Annotated in this window: 16 protein-coding genes; 9 read left to right on the forward strand and 7 right to left on the reverse strand. The window is 57.4% G+C overall.

Annotated features, from left to right (window positions below; all coding sequences use genetic code 11):
- Window positions 1-203: 203 nt before the first annotated feature.
- On the reverse strand, window positions 204-1,370 hold the full coding sequence (gene lldD / locus AC13CN_RS00800) for an FMN-dependent L-lactate dehydrogenase LldD (RefSeq protein ID WP_062362905.1): 1,167 nt from the start codon (window positions 1,368-1,370) through the stop codon (window positions 204-206).
- A 309-nt stretch (window positions 1,371-1,679) separates the two neighbouring features.
- Here lldD and AC13CN_RS00805 point away from each other — a divergent pair, with 309 nt between their 5' ends.
- From AC13CN_RS00805 to AC13CN_RS00815, 3 genes are read left to right on the forward strand one after another with little or no spacing between them, the layout of a single operon-like run.
- The gene (locus tag AC13CN_RS00805; protein WP_044630448.1) at window positions 1,680-2,450 is read left to right on the forward strand and encodes a GntR family transcriptional regulator; all 771 of its coding nucleotides are present in this window, start codon (window positions 1,680-1,682) and stop codon (window positions 2,448-2,450) included.
- Window positions 2,447-4,366, forward strand: coding sequence for a sensor histidine kinase (locus tag AC13CN_RS00810; protein WP_062362903.1), 1,920 nt, complete (start codon window positions 2,447-2,449; stop codon window positions 4,364-4,366). The genes AC13CN_RS00805 and AC13CN_RS00810 overlap by 4 nt, the downstream gene beginning before the upstream one ends.
- Window positions 4,359-5,741, forward strand: a complete 1,383-nt coding sequence (locus AC13CN_RS00815) for a sigma-54-dependent transcriptional regulator (RefSeq protein ID WP_044630446.1) — start codon at window positions 4,359-4,361, stop codon at window positions 5,739-5,741. Before AC13CN_RS00810 ends, AC13CN_RS00815 begins: the two co-directional genes overlap by 8 nt.
- Here the strand turns inward: AC13CN_RS00815 and AC13CN_RS00820 are convergent.
- From AC13CN_RS00820 to AC13CN_RS00830, 3 genes are all read right to left on the reverse strand, one after another.
- Window positions 5,717-6,388, reverse strand: coding sequence for a metal-dependent hydrolase (locus tag AC13CN_RS00820; RefSeq protein WP_044630445.1), 672 nt, complete (start codon window positions 6,386-6,388; stop codon window positions 5,717-5,719). The two genes, AC13CN_RS00815 and AC13CN_RS00820, sit on opposite strands and share 25 nt — an antisense overlap.
- A gap of 90 nt (window positions 6,389-6,478) precedes the next feature.
- Window positions 6,479-7,030 carry a gamma carbonic anhydrase family protein gene (locus tag AC13CN_RS00825; RefSeq protein ID WP_044630444.1) on the reverse strand — a complete coding sequence of 184 codons (552 nt, stop codon included), beginning with the start codon at window positions 7,028-7,030 and terminating at the stop codon, window positions 6,479-6,481.
- Window positions 7,031-7,082: 52 nt separating this feature from the next.
- On the reverse strand, window positions 7,083-8,423 hold the full coding sequence (locus AC13CN_RS00830; protein WP_062362899.1) for a sodium-dependent transporter: 1,341 nt from the start codon (window positions 8,421-8,423) through the stop codon (window positions 7,083-7,085).
- 203 nt (window positions 8,424-8,626) lie between these two features.
- On the opposite strand from AC13CN_RS00830, the gene prlC reads away from it, so the two are divergent.
- The 4 genes from prlC (at window position 8,627) to AC13CN_RS00850 (ending at window position 14,551) form a co-directional block, all read left to right on the forward strand.
- Complete coding sequence (gene prlC, locus AC13CN_RS00835) at window positions 8,627-10,675, forward strand: oligopeptidase A (RefSeq protein WP_062362896.1); 2,049 nt, start codon at window positions 8,627-8,629, stop codon at window positions 10,673-10,675.
- Between the two features lie 56 nt (window positions 10,676-10,731).
- Window positions 10,732-10,980 carry a YheV family putative zinc ribbon protein gene (locus AC13CN_RS00840; RefSeq protein WP_054641451.1) on the forward strand — a complete coding sequence of 83 codons (249 nt, stop codon included), beginning with the start codon at window positions 10,732-10,734 and terminating at the stop codon, window positions 10,978-10,980.
- A 285-nt stretch (window positions 10,981-11,265) separates the two neighbouring features.
- Window positions 11,266-12,246, forward strand: coding sequence for a TAXI family TRAP transporter solute-binding subunit (locus tag AC13CN_RS00845; protein ID WP_062362893.1), 981 nt, complete (start codon window positions 11,266-11,268; stop codon window positions 12,244-12,246).
- Between the two features lie 100 nt (window positions 12,247-12,346).
- Window positions 12,347-14,551 (forward strand): TRAP transporter permease, encoded by a 2,205-nt coding sequence (locus tag AC13CN_RS00850; protein WP_062362891.1) that lies wholly within the window; start codon window positions 12,347-12,349, stop codon window positions 14,549-14,551.
- 137 nt (window positions 14,552-14,688) lie between these two features.
- On the opposite strand, the gene metF is transcribed toward AC13CN_RS00850, so the two are convergent.
- Complete coding sequence (gene metF, locus AC13CN_RS00855) at window positions 14,689-15,528, reverse strand: methylenetetrahydrofolate reductase [NAD(P)H] (protein WP_062362888.1); 840 nt, start codon at window positions 15,526-15,528, stop codon at window positions 14,689-14,691.
- Between the two features lie 140 nt (window positions 15,529-15,668).
- On the opposite strand from metF, the gene AC13CN_RS00860 reads away from it, so the two are divergent.
- Window positions 15,669-16,604 carry an AEC family transporter gene (locus AC13CN_RS00860; RefSeq protein WP_058576729.1) on the forward strand — a complete coding sequence of 312 codons (936 nt, stop codon included), beginning with the start codon at window positions 15,669-15,671 and terminating at the stop codon, window positions 16,602-16,604.
- Here AC13CN_RS00860 and ligB read toward each other — a convergent pair.
- Both ligB and metK read right to left on the reverse strand, forming a co-directional pair.
- Window positions 16,601-18,274: an NAD-dependent DNA ligase LigB gene (gene ligB / locus AC13CN_RS00865; RefSeq protein WP_062362885.1), complete on the reverse strand. Its 1,674-nt coding sequence runs from the start codon at window positions 18,272-18,274 to the stop codon at window positions 16,601-16,603. The two genes, AC13CN_RS00860 and ligB, sit on opposite strands and share 4 nt — an antisense overlap.
- Before the next feature lie 214 nt (window positions 18,275-18,488).
- Window positions 18,489-19,709: a methionine adenosyltransferase gene (metK, locus tag AC13CN_RS00870; protein WP_062362883.1), complete on the reverse strand. Its 1,221-nt coding sequence runs from the start codon at window positions 19,707-19,709 to the stop codon at window positions 18,489-18,491.
- 246 nt (window positions 19,710-19,955) lie between these two features.
- On the opposite strand from metK, the gene AC13CN_RS00875 reads away from it, so the two are divergent.
- Window positions 19,956-20,104: hypothetical protein (locus AC13CN_RS00875; RefSeq protein WP_483052661.1), on the forward strand; the 149-nt coding region annotated here is incomplete at its 3' end.

Genomic DNA, 20,104 nt, shown 5'->3' on the forward strand with positions numbered 1-20,104 from the left:
CCGCTGTTTTCAGCGAGTGAAGCGAGCGATCTAAACAACAAGACGGCTCTAACTTCCTGACAAACCAGAGGTTTTCAACCTCCTTCACCGCTGGTAACGCTTGGCGTCCCCGGCAGCGGATGCGTACTTTACGGATTCGCGACCGGGTTGGCAAGAGCTTTTGTAAAAAAATGCCAACGTTGCTCTATCAAGCTGATTACCGACTACCTAACAGGGTGCTCAAGTTCTTTTATAGCGCCAGATACTAACGATTCGGAGCTAAGGTCAGCTATCGTTCGCGCGCCTGTCAACGTCATCGCAACCCGCATCTCTTTATCGAAAAGCTCTAGCAAATTGGCGACACCCGCTTCCCCAGCAGTGGCCAGCGCATAAATGAAGGCACGGCCAATCAATGCTGTATCGGCCCCCATAGCAATCATCCTTACTACATCCAACCCGTTGCGCACCCCGGAATCGGCCAGGATCGTCAGGTCGCCTTTAACTGCATCCGCAATAGCAGGAAGGGCACGCGCAGTAGAGGGAACACCATCTAGCTGACGACCGCCATGGTTCGAAACCACAATACCGTCTGCGCCGAAACGCACTGCATCACGCGCATCTTCAGCGTCGAGAATCCCCTTAATGATCATCGGGCCATCCCACTGCTCACGAATCCAATCCAGATCTTTCCAAGAGATAGAGGGATCAAAGTTGTCACCTAGCCAAGCTATATAGTCCTCAAGCTCTGTAGGCTTACCACGATAATCAGACACATTACCTAGATCATGTGGACGACCATGAACCCCCACGTCCCAGGCCCATAAAGGATGCAGCGCGGCTTGCAGCATTCGCCTCATGGGTCCGCTTTTACCGCTCATGCCTGAATGCGCATCACGATAACGCGCTCCTGGAACCGGCATATCAACCGTAAAAACCAGTGTCTTCACGCCTGCGGCCTTAGCACGCTCCAGCACATGCTTCATAAAGCCGCGATCTTTTAGCACGTAAAGTTGAAACCAGATGGGGCGGTCAACTGCCGCGGCTACTTCCGCAATAGGGCACACCGATACTGTCGAGAGCGTGAACGGTATGCCTTTTTTGGTGGCCGCCCGGGCTGCCTGCACTTCACCACGCCTTGCATACATCCCCGTCAAGCCCACCGGCGCCAGCGCAAGAGGCATCGCCATTTTTTCGCCAAACAGCTCGGTTTCGAGTGACAGCGACGACATATCCTTCAGCACACGCTGCCGCAATGCGATACCTGCGAGATCCTCAACATTTCGGTTCAGCGTATGCTCTGCGTATGACCCACCGTCAGCATAATGAAAAAGAAAGGGAGGGATACGGCGCTTGGCAGCTTGGCGGTAGTCCGTCGGTGCTGAAATGATCATGGCAGGCCCTATGCAATAAATAGATGCACTATTTACGAGTACTATCTACAAACGGTCATCGAAGCGTTGGTGTTAAGCGCCTCAGATTAAAATTGGTTTTACCAATTTACAAAAAATAAGACTCAACATTAGTGAGAGGTTATCGCTGTGTCAAACCGGCATCACGCTCTATAGCGCTTTTCAGCTATATACTTTAGTTTCAAACCGCATAAACAGTACCGTTAGCCATCCATTTGTTAGTTTTTTACTATTGAGACAAATCATTGAAGCCCCTACTATTGGTCTTACCAATTATGGGGACCCTCACCAATGACTTACCCACCGCTCCGCCAACAGCGCTTAGCCGATGTGATTACTGAACGCCTTGAAGCCATGATCCTGGAAGGCAGCCTGAAGCCGGGGCAGCGCTTGCCACCCGAGCGTGAACTCGCTGAGCGTTTTGGGGTATCTCGACCCTCACTTCGAGAAGCAATTCAAAAGCTTGCGGCTCGCGGCTTGCTCACTAGCCGCCAGGGTGGTGGCACATTTGTTAATGAAACGCTGAACAATGGTTACACGGATCCGCTATTAGAGATGATGTCGCGCCACAATGAATTTCATCTCGACCTGCTTGAGTTTCGCGACGCCATGGAGGGTATTTCTGCTTACTATGCCGCGCTACGCTCGACACCTGCAGATAAAGCTGTCTTGATTCAGCGCTTTGAAGAGCTTGATGGTGGCTTTGTGGGGGCTGACCCGGCTCAAGAGGCTAAGCTAGATGCGGCTTTTCACCTAGCTATTGCGGAGGCTGCCCATAACGTTCTGCTGCTTCACACGATCCGCGGCATTTTTCATCTGCTGGAACAGAGCATCGTGGATAACTTGGCCCACCTGTTCGCCAAACCCGACTCGCGTACCCAGCTAATGAAACAGCATCGTGCCTTGCTGGATGCCATTTTAGAGGGCCGCGCTGAAGATGCTCGAACCCGCGCCCACGAGCACTTAGTGTATGTAGAAGAAGGGCTGCTTGAGATGGCTAGAGCCGAAACTCGCGCTCAGCGCGCTCTACGTCGTGCCCAAGCCACTAATAGTCCCGCATGAGTAGTCACGTCAGCAGCACCGAGTGGCGCTGGCGTCTGCTATGGCTTATCGCCATTCCCGTTGGGCTACTGCTGTTTATGTGGCAGGCGGCTCAGTTCGCTCGTGAACAGGCACTTTCGAATCTTCAGGATGATGCCGAGAACGAGCTACGCCTCTCCGCGGCCAACTTGAACGGCTACCTGCTGCGTTACGACTACCTGCCGCAAATGCTCGCCACCCGAGAGGGTATTCAGCGCTTTCTTGCCTCTCCGGATAGCCAAGACCCTATGCCGCTCAACCTGCTGCTGGATCGTTTTCGTTTCACTTCAGGCGTCTCGGACGTTTACCTGCTTGATCGCGATGCCGACACCATCGCGGCTAGCAACTGGCATCGCCCCAACACTTTCATTGGTCAGAACTACGCGTTTCGCAGCTACTACTCCGATGCCATCGCGGGTGGCCAGGGACGCTTTTTTGGGCTTGGGATCCAGTCGTTAGAGCGCGGCTACTACTTTTCCTCACCGGTTTGGTTGGATGATACCTCTCCCGATGCTAAGCCGGATGGCGTGATCGTCGTCAAAGTGCTGCTTGATGACGTCGAGGAGAGCTGGGCCGAGCAGGACGCCGAGCTGTTCGTCACCGACAGCGACAACATCATCTTTATGGCCAGCCACCCCGAACTGCGCATGAACGCTCTCTATCCGCTGAGCGACGAGCAGCGCGACGCGCTCCGCGAAACCCGCCGTTATGCCATGGAGCCGCTAACGCCGTCTGGGATTCAATTGAATACCCCATACGGGCCCGGTAGTTACCTAGTGAGCTTTGCCCATGGCCCACTCAGCGGCGGGCGCTATTTAAGCCTCACGCGCCCCATTCCTGAGTTTGGCTGGCAAATGCATATTCTCAAGCCACTGACACCGGTCATGAACGCCCAGTGGATTGCTGCCTTCATGGCGGGAGGACTCTACGGCGTCATCGCCCTAGCAGGGGGCATTGGCTGGCAACGCCTGAGACTACGCCGGGAACGTGAAGCGTTTGCCGAGCGGGAGCGCCAAACGTTAGCCCACGTGCGAGATGAGCTTGAAGTCAGCGTCGAGCGTCGTACCCGCGACTTAGTCGCCAGCAACCAACGCCTCTCGGATGAAATTGAAGAGCGGCGGCGAGCAGAGGCCAACTTACGCCAAACGCAGGACGAGCTTATTCAAGCCGCAAAGCTGGCCGTGCTAGGGCAGTTAGCCGCCGGGATTAATCATGAACTCAATCAGCCTTTAGCAGCGATTCGTGCCTATGCTGAAAACGCACGGCGCTTTATTGAGCTCTCGCGGATTGAGAGCGCCGACGCCAATTTAGCGCAGATTGTCGAGCTCACTGAACGCATGGCCGATATCAGCGCCCAGCTACGCCAATTCTCACGTAAAAGCAGTGAGCGCCAAGAGACCATTTCCGTGCAAGCCTGCATTGAGTACGCGCTACGGCTCTTTCATAGTCGCTTACGCGATGACGGTATTCGTATCGTTCAACAGTGGCCCAAGGAGACACTCTGGGTAGAAGGCGACCTGGTTCGTCTTGAACAGGTGCTTGTGAATTTGATCGGCAACGCTGTTCAGGCAATGAAGGAGATTGATGCGCCTGTTCTAACGCTCAGCGCCCAAGTGGATCACAATCAAGTGGTTATCAGCGTTGCAGATAATGGCCCTGGCATCGCCGCCGATCACCTTGGACATATTTTTGAGCCCTTTTTCACGACCAAGGCCCCCGGTAGCGGGTTAGGGCTAGGACTCTCCATTTCCTCACGTATTATGGAGGACCTTGGGGGCAGGCTGCAGGCTATGAATCAAACGGAAGGAGGTGCCTGCTTCACTATCACCTTGCCACGCTCATCGGCACCAGAGCCGTCTGGCTCCCGCATCAAACAGGAGACTCAATACCATGCATGAGCCGTCGACGCTGCCGGTCATGGTGATCGACGACGAACCGCATCTGCGTATCACCGCCAGCCAAACGTTAGAACTTGCGGGCTATACACCCCACTGCTTTGAATCGGCCGAACAGGCGCTTGCCGCGCTGCCGAATGACTTTCCTGGTGTCATTGTGAGTGATATTCGCATGCCTGGGATGGACGGCATGGCGCTGCTGCATGAGCTACATAGCCGCGACGCCACGCTGCCGATTATTCTGATTACCGGTCACGGCGACATTTCGACCGCCGTAGAAGCCATGCGTGCAGGCGCCTGGGACTTTCTGGAAAAGCCCTTCGCTGGCGACCAACTACTGGATGTGGTGAGACGTGGCATCGAAAAGCGCCAGCTAAGCCTCGAAAACCTGCGCTTGAAAGCCGAGCTAGAGGTGCAGCAAGCCGCACTGGGCCCGCGCTTGGTTGGGCGAACGCCAGTGATCTCAAGGCTTGCCGCGATGATTCAGCGCATCAGCCAGGTGGAAGCTGACGTGCTGCTGTTTGGCGAAACGGGCACCGGCAAAGACTTGGTTGCCCGAGCGATTCACGAGCGCAGCGCCCGGCGTAACAGTCCGTTTATGGCCATCAACTGCGGTGCGGTGCCGGAAAACACCATCGAGTCCGAGCTGTTCGGCCATGAGAAAGGCGCCTTCACAGGGGCGGTAGAGCGGCGAATTGGTAAATTTGAGCACGCTAACGGCGGCACCGTCTTTTTAGATGAGATTGAGTCCATGCCCTTGGCACTTCAGGTGAAATTGCTGCGAGTGCTTCAGGAGCGTAGCGTAGAACGGTTAGGCGCCAACGAAGCTGTTCCGCTCAATATCCGTGTGATTGCCGCCACCAAAGTCGACCTCAAAGTCGCCGCCGAAGAGGGGCGCTTTCGCGAAGATCTCTACTACCGGCTAAACGTAGTCACCCTACCGCTGCCAGCACTTCGCGAGCGAAGAGAAGACATTCCCTTACTGTTCCAACACTTTGCCGTGGTGGCGGCGAATCGCAGCGGGCTTGAAGCGCCCACTCTAGATAGCCACGCCATTGCCACCCTCCTGGCCCACGACTGGCCGGGAAATGTGCGTGAACTACGTAACCTAGCCGAGCGCTATGTACTGCTGGGAGCCGCGTTTGACTACCGTCTTGATGCCCTGCTGGAGGGTGTCGCTGCCGACACTCAAGAGCTAACGCTACCCCGCCAAGTAGAGCTGTTTGAAAAGAGCTTGATCAGTCAGTCGCTAGCGCGCCACCAAGGACGAGTGACGGATGTTTGCCACCATTTAGGAATCCCCCGCAAAACGTTTTATGACAAGCTCAAAAAGCACGGTTTAAGCGCTGGCGACTATCGCCACAGCAGCGAACCCTGATGAAATAGCTCAACCAGCACTCCCCAAGGCGGCACCCAGGGCACCAAGATAAGCATGGTGATCAACATTAATAGGTTGGAAAGTGGACGGCGGCTATCGCCAAGCTTTAGCGCAGTACCGAAAGAGCGCTTTAAGCGCGCCCCTTCGAGGTCGACGCTAAACAGTTCATCCAAACTCAAGTGAATAATAAACCCAAACAGTACTGCAGCCCCGTGGCCCCACGCCAGCCAGGCAGGCTGGGCAAGCAAGTGAAAGCTTAGCGCAGCCGTAGCCAACGCACACAGCCCTGCCGCCATGAGTGAATGCCAGATACCTCGATGCACTGTCAGGCGTGAAAAAAGCACGGCTGCCAAGTAGCGCACACTGAAGTAAATCCCACCACACGCCACGAGCAGTAGCCCAGGTGTTAACCACGGCTGCAGCAACAGCACACCCAGCACCAGCGAAGGCACTGATAAAATATTAAAAATCAGCCGGATAGAGCGAGAACGGTCAGCATCAATGTCAGGGAGAATACCGCCAAAGGCCACCAGGGCAATGACCAGCAGGGCTTGTGGAGCTACCCACCACTGCGCCTGCCAGCCAACGTAAGCCATTAGCGTGCCGCCCGCTGCTGCAACCGTTATATGCGTGCGAAAATTAGCCATGTCGCGGCACCCTAGAAAACTGGATAAATTACCAGACTTTCAGTGCGCGCAACATGGCTAGGTTAGAAAAAAGAGTGGTAAGGCAAACGCTTAGCGTGCTTCGGCGGCTTCCATAAGGAACTGATCTTTTAACTTAACGTAATTGCCTGCGGTATAGGGGAAGAAAGCCCGCTCTTTCTCCTTGAGCGGGCGCAGCGCTTTCGCAGGGTTACCGGCATAAACGTAACCGCTCTCCAATCGTTTGCCCGGTGTCACTACCGCGCCAGCAGCAATAATCACCTCATCTTCAACCACTGCACCATCCATCACGATGGCGCCCATTCCCACCAGAATGCGGCTGCCCAGGGTGCAACCGTGCAAAATTGCCTTGTGGCCAATGGTCACATCGTCGCCAATCGTGAGCGGGAAACCATCAGGATTGAAATCACTGGCGTGGGTAATGTGCAGCACGCTGCCATCTTGAACGCTGGTGCGCGCGCCAATGGTGATGCGGTGCATATCGCCGCGAATCACCGTCATCGGCCATACCGAGCAGTCATCGCCGAGCGTGACATTGCCAATCACCACGCTGGCGGGATCGATGTAGACACGCTCACCCAACTGCGGCGAGACTCCTTGATACGTCCTTAGGGCACTGCTCATGGCACACTCCTCTAAAGCATTTCGCATTTCGTGACGACGCGGGATGACAGCACTATAGCAACCCACCGAGTAGAACAATAAACGTCAGTGGAATCGAGACCCAGCGAACAATATTGCGCCACATGACATAGCCACCATCGCCCACGCCCAGCGCTTTCACGACCAGCGCTTGCGGCATCACCCAAGCGGCAAAGGTAGCAATCAGCAAACCACCCAAGGGCAGGAAAATATCGGGCGGAATACTGCTTACCAGTTCGAACACGTTACGCCCGAACAGCGGCCTAAACTCGGCCAGCGTCGAGAACGAGAATGCCGATAGTAGGCCCAGAAGCCAGACACTGATCGCCACCACGGCGGTCGAGATACTGCGCCGCCAGCCCAGCCCCTGCAACGTGGCCACCATCGGCTCGGCAAGGTTGATCGCCGAGGTCCAGGTGGCCAGCAGCAGCAGCAGGAAAAATACGCTGAGCCAGAACGAGCCCCAGGGCAACTCGGAAAACGCGATGGGCAGCGTCACGAACATCAGCCCTGGTCCATCGGCGGGGTCCATGCCCTGAGCAAACACCACCGAGAAAATCGCAATGCCCGCCAGCAGCGCCACGCTAATATCCAGCACCGCCACGGCAAAGGCCGCCTTCGGCAGGCTCTGCTCATCGGGCATATAAGCCCCATAAGCCATCAAGGCACATGCCCCCACCGCCAGCGTAAAGAACGCATGCCCCATGGCGTGCAGAACGACTTCTGCCGTCACGTCTTCAAAAGAGGGCAAAAAGAGCCACGACAGCGCGGTACCAAAGCCCGACGTGGTCGTGGCGTAAATGGCTAATAGCAGCAGCAAACCGTATAGCAGCGGCATCAGCAGGTTATTGAGCCGCTCGAGCCCTTTGGCCACCCCGGCTGCTACCACCGTCATGGTCATGAAGAGGAACAGCGAGTGGTTGAAGATCAGCAGCCCAGGATTCGCCAGAAACGCTTCGAACCCTGCGCCGATCTCAGCTGCGCTGGCACCGTTAAAGTTGCCATTCACCGAGGCCACTAAAAACTCAATCGACCAGCCGGAGACCACCGAGTAAAACGACAAAATACAGAACACGGTGAACGCGCCGAAGAGCCCCAGCCAGCGCCAGTGCCGTGAAGCCCCGGCTTCTGACGCCAGCACCCCCAGCGCCTGCATCGGCCCGCGCCGCCCGGCACGCCCAATCAGGATTTCCGCCATCATCACGGGAATGCCTAACAGCAGCACGAACGCTACGTAAATCAACAGGAAAGCAGCACCGCCGTTCTCTCCTGCCACATAGGGAAAGCGCCAAATATTACCCAGCCCAACCGCAGCACCTGTTACCGCCAAGATAAAGGCCCGTTTCGACCCCCAGCGCTCTAGCGTTTCACTCATTACTTGCTCCTGCCATGGGTGGCACTTGATTGGTGACACTTGCAGATTACGGATATGGAAAGGCGGCAAGACTAGCAGGCGCCTGCCCCCCAGGCCAAACGCTTGCAGCGGGTCAAGCATTGAAACAACGCCTCACTGCCCGCACTGTGTCATCATCAGCGCACGTTTTGTGCGCCCCTAACTTGATTGCTACCGAGGTGCTTATGTCCCGCAACCCGTTGCTAGAGAGCCACGAGCTTCCCCCTTTCGCCGACATTCGTGCCGACCACGTGGTACCCGCCGTGGAAACGCTGCTCGATGAGAGCCGCGAGGCGATTGATCGCCTCGCCCAACAGGCCGCTGCCACCTCCCCAACGTGGGACAACTTTGCCGCACCGCTGGAAGCAGTGAATGACCGTCTTTCCCAAGCTTGGTCGCCGGTGTCGCACCTCAACGGCACCATGAATACCCCAGAGCTGCGCGATGCTTACCAAGCCTGCCTGGAAAAACTCTCTGCGTTTGGCACCTGGGTCGGTCAGCACGAAGGGCTATTTAAGGGCTGGCAGGCGCTGAAAGAGAGCGAGAGCTGGGCAACGCTAACAATTGCCCAGCAACGCACGGTGGATAATGCCCTGCGCGATTTCCGACTGGCCGGGGTCGACCTACCGGCGGATAAGAAGGCACGCTACGGCGAGATTCAGTCCCGCCTCTCTACGCTTTCTAACCAGTTCTCCAACAACGTTCTGGACGCCACCCAGGCATGGCATAAAGACATTCAGGATCGCGACGCGCTGGCAGGCGTTCCTGAGAGCGCTCTGGAAACTCTTAAAGCCCTGGCAGACGCTAAAGGCGTTGATGGCTACCGCATTACGCTGGATTTCCCCAGCTTCTTCCCCATCGTCAGCTACGCCGACAGCCGCGAGCTGCGCGAAGAAGTGTATACTGCCTTCGTGACCCGCGCCTCCGACCAGGGCCCCAACGCGGGCAAGTTCGACAACGCCCCCATTTTGGAAGAGATTCTGGCCCTGCGTCAGGAACTGGCGCGGTTGCTGGGCTTCGACACCTACGCCGACTACTCGCTAACTACCAAAATGGCAGACTCCCCCGCGCAGGTGCTGGACTTCCTGGAAGACCTCGCCCGCCGCGCCAAGCCGCAAGCGCAGAAGGAGTTTGCCGAACTCAGCGCCTACGCCCGTGACGAGCTAAGTATCGATGCTCTCAAACCTTGGGATGTCGCCTACGCCAGCGAGAAACTGCGCGAAGCACGCTACGCTATTTCCCAAGAGCAGCTTCGCCCCTACTTCCCCGCGCCGCGGGTCGTGGATGGCTTGTTCCAAGTCGTCGAGCGTCTTTACAACGTTCAGGTAAAAGAAGACAGCAGCGCTCCGAGCTATCACGACGACGTGCGCTTCTTCCGTATTACCGAACAGGGCAAACCGATTGCTGGGTTCTATCTGGATCTCTACGCCCGCGAAGGTAAACGGGGCGGTGCGTGGATGGCCGACTGCCGGGTACGCCGTAAAACCGAGAACGGCGTGCAGCTCCCAGTGGCCTTCTTGACCTGCAACTTCACCGCGCCAGTAAGCGGTAAACCTGCGCTGCTGACCCATGATGAGGTGACCACGCTGTTCCACGAGTTTGGTCACGGCTTGCACCATATGCTGACCAAGCAAGAGGTGGCCGACGTGTCAGGCATCAACGGCGTGGCCTGGGATGCGGTTGAGCTGCCCAGCCAGTTTATGGAGAACTACTGCTGGGAGCGGGAAGGTCTCGACCTGCTAGCTAAACACGTAGACACCGGCGAACCGCTGCCGGACGTTCTGTTCGAGCGCCTGCAAGCGGCGAAAAACTTCCAGTCCGCCATGGGCATGGTGCGTCAGATCGAGTTTTCTCTGTTCGACCTACGCCTCCATCACGAGCTGGAAGCGCCTTCGGCCAGCGATGTTCAGACGCTGCTCGACGACGTGCGTCGCCAAACCTCTGTCGTTCCCGTGGTCGACTTCAACCGCTTCCAAAATAGTTTCAGCCACATCTTTGCAGGCGGCTACGCAGCGGGCTACTACAGCTATAAATGGGCGGAAGTGCTCTCTGCCGATGCCTGGAGCGCCTTTGAAGAAGCCGGGATTTTTGACCCAGACACTGGCCAGCGCTTCCGCGAGGAAATTCTGGAGCAAGGCGGTGCGCGGGATGCCGCCGAGCTATTCCGTGCCTTCCGAGGCCGCGAACCTAGCGTCGAACCGCTGCTGCGCCATAGCGGTATTCGCGCCGCCTAAGCTGGCTATTTTTATCCGGTGCGGCGGCGTTGCCGCCGCACGTTGGGAGTGTATGTATGTCGAGTATTAAGCGTTTTATTGCAGGCGTGACCTGCCCCCGCTGTGCCGCCATGGACCGCATTCGTGCGTGGGAGCAGCACGGCATCCGCTACCGTGAATGCGTGAGCTGTGATTTCTTCGAACAGCTGCCCATTGAAGACGAAGCGGCCCCCGAGCTCACTACACGAGTGAATCAGGTGCGTGATGAGCAAAAAATCCAGGATGTGCAGCCGGTTCGCATTCTTGACCCAGGTAAAAACAAATAACGCCCCTCTCTAGCGGTGCAGTGGCTGCATCGCTAGGCGCCCCCCCTTTGAAAAGTGTGCGAAAAACCGCACACCACCCTATCTAGAGCGTGCGAAAAGCCAGACACTTAATGGCTTTTACTTTTCAACCAAAGTTGAAGAGAAAATTCTTAATGCATTGATTTCTATATTAAATCGTATATGTGGCACAAGTATCGCTCTATATAAGCTGCTTAATGATAAAGCACTGGCGGTGTCCCACACGCGCCAGACGATAATCCCAATAACAGCTTAGGAAATCTCGCCATGCGCAATACGATGCCCAAAACTGTCGCTCTGCTCGCAGGCAGCGCGTTACTTGCTGCAGGCACTGCCCATGCGGACCGCTCTGAATGGCCCACTAACTTTACTGTTGGTACGGCAAGTCAAGGCGGCACCTACTTCGTTTATGGCTCTGGCTGGGCAAACTTCATCGCCGATGAGCTCGGTGTTTCAGGCGGCGGCGAAGTGACTGGTGGCCCTACCCAAAACCTGGCGCTAGTACATAGTGGCGATATGGCGTTTGGCCTAACCACTATGGGTCCGGCATCCGATGCCATCAAAGGCGAAAGCCCGCTGGCACCTGGCCTAGTCATGGACAACGTTTGCGCGCTGTTCCCGATGTATGAAACCCCGTTCTCTATCGCTGCGCTCTCTAGCTCCGGTATTGAAACTATTTCCGACATCCCCGACGGTGCGCGCATCGGTTTCGGCCCAGCGGCGTCTACCTCTGACACCTACTTCCCGGCCATGCTGGAAACCCTGGGTGTGAACTTCGAGCGTCGTAACGGCGGCTGGTCGGATCTGGGTGGCCAGCTTCAGGACGGTCTGCTGGACGTTGTCGCCTTTGCAGCAGGCATCCCGATTCCGGCAGTTAGCCAGCTGGAAGTCCAAACCGACGTGAATATCATCGAATTTACCGAAGAAGAGCTGGCGACTGTGCTGGACAACTATCCGGTTGCTGAGTTCACCATCCCCGCCAGCACTTACACCACGCTGGAAGAGGATGCTCGCGCCGTTTCCATGTGGAACTTCGCCATTGCCGGTTGCGACCTGCCGGAAGACTTCATCTATGAAGTCACGAAAGCCACGATGGAAAACAATGATCGGATGCGCGACGTACACCGCAGTGCTGAAACCAGCATTCCGGAAAACATCGTGCACAACACGGTACTGCCTTTCCACCCAGGCGCAGCACGCTGGTACGAAGAGAACGGTTACGATATCTCTGACGACATGATCAAGTAAGCTCCACGCACCATCGCGCTGCCCCGCTGCCGACCCTGTCGGGCGGGGCAGCGTTTGCTCTTGCCCCCTTTCTCTGCTTTTGCTGTGAGGGTGACCTCTGATGAGTCACAATACCAACCAAGACCCCAACGGCCTCAAGGATGACGCCTTAGCTGCTTCATCAACGCCAGAATCGATTGCTGATGGCGTCGATGAAGAAGTTGTTGAGCCCAACCGCCGCCTGTTCGTTGGCTGGCAGTTCCTGCTTTTTGCAGCACTGGCGATTGCCTATTCAGGTTTCCACCTGTTTTCACTCAACGTGTACCCCATGGAAACCTGGTCGTTCCGTATCGTACACATCGCCGGTGCGTTAATTTTGGGTTACGGGCTGTTTGCCGGTGCCCGCTTTGCTGAAGATGACCAGCAAGCCTCTCCGGCTTGGCTGAAATGGGTAAGCTATGCGCTGTTGATCCCTGCGGTTTACTCGCTGGTGCAAGTATTCTTGATGCAGCAGGCCATCAACGGCGGTGCCATGCGCATCGACCCGGCCGTGGAGACGCTGCACTTTGGCTATCCGCTGATGGCCACCACGGCGGTTGCCATCGTGCTCTCCTGGTTCTACCGCCAGGCGCGCCACCGTTTTAACGCCGCTGATCTCGTGCTCATGGTGTGTGCACTGGCCAGCGCGGGCTACCTGCTGATGGCGTTCAACACCACCATGCGGATGTCTACCGGCACCTCGTTTGCGCCGCCCGGCATCTCTTGGGCAGCCATTGCGGGCTCGCTGCTGATTCTCGAACTGACTCGCCGTGTGGCAGGTTTAGCGCTGGTCGTCATTTCAGCCGTGTTTCTGACCTACGTCTTTGCAGGCCCCTATTTACCCGGCTTCCTGGGCTACCCTGGTCTATCGGTCCAGCGCTTCTTTAGTCAGGTGTATACCGATGCGGGCATACTAGGCCCGACCACGGCGGTCTCGTCCACCTATATCATTCTATTCATCATTTTTGCCGCCTTCTTGCAGGCCTCCAAAGTGGGCGATTACTTCGTCAACTTCGCCTTTGCAGCGGCAGGTCGTGCTCGCGGCGGCCCCGCGAAAGTCGCTATCTTCGCTTCTGGCCTGATGGGGATGATTAACGGTACGTCTGCCGGTAATGTGGTATCGACAGGCTCTTTGACCATTCCGCTGATGAAGAAAGTGGGCTACCCGGCCCGTAGCGCAGGCGCAATTGAAGCTGCGGCCTCTACCGGTGGCCAAATTATGCCGCCGATCATGGGCGCAGGCGCATTCATCATGGCAGAAGTGACCGGTATTCCTTATACCGAGATCGCTATTGCTGCGATTATCCCCGCCATTCTCTACTTTGCTTCTATCTACTTTATGGTCGACTTTGAAGCCGCCCGTAAAGGCATGCGCGGCATGCGCAAAGATGAGATTCCGCTGTTCTCCAAGCTAGTGAAGCAAGTCTACCTGTTCGCGCCGATCATCATTTTGATCGTGGCGCTGTTCATGGGTTACTCGGTCATTCGTGCCGGTACCCTGGCCACTGCCTCTGCGGCGGTAGTGAGCTGGCTCTCCCCTAACAAAATGGGCCTTCGTGCGATTCTGAGAGCGCTTCAGCTTGCCGGTACCATGTCGATTCAGATTATCGCCGTCTGTGCCTGTGCAGGTTTGATTGTCGGCGTTATCTCGCTGACCGGTGTAGGTGCTCGTTTCTCTTCGCTGCTGCTGGGCTTGGCGGGCGTTAGCCAGCTGTTGGCGCTGTTCTTTGCGATGCTGATCAGCATCATGCTGGGGATGGGCATGCCCACCACGGCGGCATACGCGGTGGCGGCATCGGTCGTGGCACCGGGCTTGATCAACATTGGTATCGAACCACTCGTCGCCCACTTCTTCGTGTTTTACTTCGCCGTGGTATCAGCCATTACCCCGCCCGTGGCGCTTGCGTCTTACGCAGCCGCCGGTATTTCTGGGGATAATCCCATGGGCACCTCGGTGGCGTCGTTCAAGATTGGCTTGGCGGCGTTTATCGTGCCGTTTATGTTCTTCTACAGCCCGGCGATGCTGATGGAAGGCTCCGCCACGCAGATCCTGCGCGTAGGCCTCACCGCCACGCTAGGCATTGTGTTGCTCTCGGGCATGGTTCAGAAGTGGTTCTTCGGTCCGGTGAACTTACCCCAGCGCTTAGTGATGCTGGTCGGTGCCATGTTCTTGATCTACGGCGGCATCTACACCGACATCGCGGGCTTAGCGATTGGTACGGTGCTGTTTATCATGCAGCGCAAGCAGCATGGTGGCAAAGGCAAGGCAACGGCAAGCACTGCGTAAACCGTTACGTTACTAGAGCCAAGCTATGCACTAGCCGGAACCGAGAGGTTCCGGCTTTTTTTCGTACCTTTAGAACTACCATAAAAAAACCGGCCTGCATCAAAGATGCAGGCCGGTATCATCATCAGGCGACAGCGTTAGCTCAGATTATCCACCACCTTCAACACTGGGGCCGCCTGATTCAGCGTGTAGAAGTGCAGGCCTGGCGCGCCGCCGTCCAGCAGGCGTTCACACAGGCGAGTCACTACATCGGTACCAAAGGCGGCAATGGCGTCGCTGTCATCGCCGTAGGCTTCTAACTGCTTGCGAATCCAGCGGGGAATTTCCGCGCCGCAGGCATCGGAAAACCGCGCCAGCTTGGTGTAGTTGGTGATCGGCATGATGCCGGGAATAATCGGCTGTTCGACGCCTAGCGCCCGCGCTTTATCGACGAAGTGGAAATAGGCATCGGCAGTAAAGAAGTACTGGGTAATCGCCATATTGGCACCCGCACGCATCTTGCGGGCAAAGTTTTCCACATCCTTATCGAGGCTGGGGGCCTGTGGATGAGATTCCGGATACGCCGCGACCGCGATGTCGAAGTGGTCACCCGTCTCGTCACGAATGAACTCTACCAATTCATTGGCGTAGCGCAGCTCACCGATACTGGCCATCCCGGAGGGCATGTCACCGCGCAGGGCCACTAGGCTATCGACGCCCTCTTCGCGGTACTGTGCCAGTAAATCGCGCAGTTGGGCCTTTTCGCTGCCGATGCAGGAGAGGTGCGGCGCCGTGGTGATGCCACTTTGGCTGACGGTGCGCACGATATCCCGGGTGCGCGCCTGAGTGGAGCCACCCGCGCCGTAGGTGACCGAGAAGAAACGCGGTTTACGAGCGGCCAGCTCATCACGCACGTGAATTAGCTTCTCCCGACCTGCATCGGTGTTGGGCGGAAAGAATTCAAAGCTAATACCTAACGGATGCTCTTGGCTGCTCATGGTTTATCCTCGCAGTGCGGTAACGTGATCATTATTTAGGGTATTCTCGCTGCTTCGCCGCGCAGCGGCTAATGAAAGATTCCACGGTCGACCTTCAATTCGGCTCATGTTGGCACTACCGCGTCTATCAAGGAGGAGATATGGACTTAGCACCCAGCGCTTTAATGGGCCCGCTGCTCATGCTGTTAGGGTATGTGGGACTGGGCTTTATTGCCGCCCAACGGTTGAAAATAGACCCGCGCCCGATTGCTACCTTGTTGGTGTACCTGATCGCGCCGCTGACAATTTTTCGCGCGCTGATGAATGGCGGCCCCACCTTAGAGTATTTGGTGCTCACCCTGGCGATGTTTCTATTGGTCAGCGCCATGGCACTGGCCGTGCGCTGGGCTACCCAACACCGCTTTGGCCCGCAGGAAGGCGCGCTGCTGGCGTTCTCTTCTGGCACCGGTAATACCGGCTACTTTGGGCTGCCCGTCGCGCTGATTCTGCTACCGCCGGAAGGGGTGACGCTGTACCTCTTCTGCATGCTGGGCATCAACCTGTATGAGTTCACGGTGGGGTTTTATTTGAGCGCCCGGGGCCACTTCTCGGTACGCCAGAGCCTCGCCAAAATTGCCCGCCTGCCGCTGATTTATGCCTTTTTCCTAGCACTGCTGCTAAACGCACTCAACGCCACGCTGCCTGAGTCACTGATGAGTTCGTTAGCCGTTTTCCCCGCCACCTATACCCTGCTGGGCATGATGATTATTGGCATGACGTTAAGCCAGGTCACCCTCGCCGCGTGGGATACACGCTTTGTGGCGACCTGCGTGGGCCTGCGCTATCTGCTCTGGCCGCTGGTGATGCTGGGGGCGGTGCTGGTGCTCCAGCAGTTCACGCCACTCGCACCGGAGCTGGCGATGGCACTGCTGCTATTGGGCGTGGTGCCCATGGCCTCTAACGTGGTGGTCGTGGCGATGGAGCTAGGCATTCAGCCGCAGAAAGGTGCTTTAGCAGTACTCACCACCACGCTGCTGGCACCGCTGTTGATACCACTCTATCTGGGGCTGATGCTGCGGCTCACCGGGCTCGGTTAAAACCCATCGACGCCCGCCAGCTGCAGCAGGCGGGCCATGCGCTGAACGTCTGGGTGGCTGAAGAAGGCAACGAGCGCTTCGCCGCGCACCGGGCCAACGCCAGGCACGGCTTGCCAATCGGTTCGAGAGTAGCCCGCGAGGGTGTACCAATCACCCAGCCCAGCGTCGCCACCGGGGGGCATTCCCAGCGCCGTCAGCCATGTCGCATAGGGCGCTTGGCGCGCCGCGTCGAACTGTGCCATCAGCGCTGCGGCGGTGGTAGCGCCAATACCGTGGGCCTGTTGAAGCTGCTCCGGCGTTAGTGCCAACCAACCCAATAGTTCCGTAACCACACCGGCCTCCATCAGCGCCTGCCAAGTGCCTTCGCCAATTCCACGCATGCCCAGCTGCTCGCTGAGATAGGTTAAGCGGGCCAGCAATTGGGCGCTGCATTCTGATGTTCGCTCGGGCGTTAGCGTAAAGCAGCTCAACAGATGGTAACGCTCGGGCGGCGGGGCGCTTAGGGCGGCTCTTTCACGTGTTTGCCACACCACGCTGTCTACCTGAGGAATCGTCAGGCCCGCCAGCGTCACCGCCACTTGGTCACCTGGTCGCACGTCCCACGCCTGCCAGCGCTCCAATGAGCCCAGCGACACGCGACTGATGCGCCGCCCTTCCAGAGTTACCGGGTAGAGCCATAGCAGCGGCGTTACGCGCCCGGTTCGCCCCACCCGAAACTCCACCCCGCGCACCTGGGCTAGCGCCTGCTGAGACGGATACTTCCATGCTACCGCCCACTCAGGGGGCGATGACGACCAGCTACGCACGCTAGGGCGATCAGCCTGTTTTAACACCACACCGTCGGTGGCAAACGGCAGCGGGCCGTTGAACCACCGCTCGCGCCACTCGGCGGCCGCCTCCTGGCCGCTGATCGAGTGGGTGTAATCGGCCGTATCGAAACCCAGCGCCGTCAGTTGTGCCAGCCGTTCGGTCATCTGCGTCGGGCCATCCGGCCAATCCCATACGAATAATCCGATGCGATTCAGCGTCTCTTGGCTTGGGTCGCGCTGCGCCATGGCACCGGCCACGGCACCTCGGGCACCCGAATCTGGCTGGCGTGCCTGCACGTGATTATCCAGCCGCCAGTAAAGCTCGCCCTGCAGCACCGCAGAGACGGGCTCAGGAAGCGTAACGGGCACACCGGGCAGCTGCTGAACCCGCGCCGTCCAATCCTGCCCCCGCTCGCCGTCTCCACGGCTAACCGCCTCGACGAGCTCCCCGCCCTGGTAACGCAGCGTCACCGCCACGCCATCCACCTTGGGTTGAATCCATAGGTCTTCGCGGCGGCTGGTAAAGCGTCGAATACCTTCTTCATCGGCTTTAGTGAGTCCGGTTTGAGCGGCCGGATGCGTGCGGGTATCGTCGCTGCTGGTCACTCGGGTAAGCGGCCGGTGGGGAGTCGGGGAATCCAAGCAAGCTTGCCAGTTTTCCAACCGTGCCAACGCCTGATCGTACAGCTCATCAGCAATCAGCGATTCGCCATTATCATGGTAAGCGCGATCCCACACTTCGATATGTTCAGCTAGCGCCTGGGTTTCCAGCGCCAGCCGCTCGGCGGGCCAGTCGGGGCAGGTGTCTGCCTGTGCGGAAAAAGTGACACTCATTAACCAAGCTGCCGCTAGGTTCGCCATTCCTGTTATTCGCCGACCCGACATACGCATCCTCACGTGGTAAACGGGAAATTTTTCAGCCCTTATTAAAATTAACTTATATGAAACTGACAGAGATGCAATGCGCGGCAAGCCGCTCTCGGAGCCGTTTTCGACCCATAAAAAAAGCGCCCCCTGGCGTGAACCAAGGGGCGCTTTTCGCTAACCCATGACGCTCATTGCGCTTGCGGGAAGCTTATAGGCCAGCGGCCTGACGCAGCGCGTCTGCTTTGTCAGTTTTTTCCCACGGGAAGGCTGTAAACGTCTCGGTGTGCGTTTCGCCTTTGTCGTCTACCCAGCTGTAGCTGTGCTCGAACGGCTCGCGGCCAAAGTGGCCATAAGCCGCCGTCAGACGGTACATCGGGTGCAGTAGATCCAGCATCTTGGTGATCGCGTAGGGGCGCAGATCGAAGTGCTCCCGCACCAGATCAACGATTTTAGCGTCGTCGATTTTGCCAGTACCGAAGGTGTCGATAGACACCGAGGTCGGCTCGGCCACGCCAATGGCGTAGGAGACCTGAATCTCGCACTTGTCCGCCAAGCCCGCTGCTACGACGTTTTTCGCCACATAGCGGCCAGCGTACGCGGCGCTGCGGTCTACTTTCGACGGATCTTTGCCCGAGAACGCGCCGCCACCGTGGCGCGCCATGCCGCCGTAGGTATCGACGATGATCTTACGACCGGTCAGGCCACAGTCGCCCACCGGGCCGCCAATCACGAACTTGCCGGTCGGGTTGATGTGGTATTGGGTGTTGGCATCCAACCACTCAGCGGGAATCACCTGCTCAATGACTTCACGCTTAATCATTTTGCGCAGGTCTTCTTGATCGATTTCCGGATCGTGCTGAGTCGACAGAACAATCGCATCCACGCCACACGGTTGGCCTTCAGCGTTATAGCGGAAAGTCACCTGACTTTTGGCATCCGGACGCAGCCACGGCAACAGGCCGTTTTTACGCAGCTCCGCCTGACGCTCGACCAAACGGTGCGAGTAGTGGATCGGCGCAGGCATGAACGAACCGGTTTCGTTCGTGGCGTAGCCAAACATCAGGCCCTGGTCGCCCGCGCCTTGATCTTCCGGCTTGGTACGATCAACGCCCTGAGCAATATCGACACTCTGCTTGCCAATCAGGTTGATGACGCCGCACGTGGCACCGTCGAAGCCCACCTGAGAAGAGGTGTAGCCGATATCGGTAATCACATCACGCACCAGCGTCTCTAGATCCACCCACGCGGAGGTGGTGATCTCACCGGCAATAATGGCAACGCCCGTCTTCACCATCGTTTCACAGGCAACGCGGGCCTGTTTATCCCGGGCGATAATGGCATCTAACACCGCGTCTGAAATCTGGTCGGCAATCTTATCGGGATGGCCTTCGGAAACGGACTCGGAGGTAAACAGGGAATATTCGCTCATCGCGCACTCGACCCTCTGTATGACGGCTGCTCTGTTATGACCGCAGCATCAGCAGGAAATCATGGCAGGAAGTTCCCTGCCCGTATAAAGAAGCGGCACCATCACTTTCACCACCACTTCGGGAGCCAGAGTCTACACGCTGTTGCAAGTTCTTCCCACAACGTGCCCCTGAGAATTTGCCGCCGCCGGGGAAGTCAGCGACAATAGCACCTTTATTCTTTCCGTTTTCAGGCGAGGAGCACCCCCATGCCGTCCCGTTTTGAGCTGGCCAATGCCATTCGCGCCCTTTCCATGGATGCTGTTCAGAAGGCCAAATCCGGCCACCCTGGCGCCCCCATGGGTATGGCTGATATTGCCGAGGTGCTGTGGAATGACTACCTCAAGCACAACCCCGA

It is taken from the genome of Vreelandella sp. L-25 (assembly GCF_056857535.1).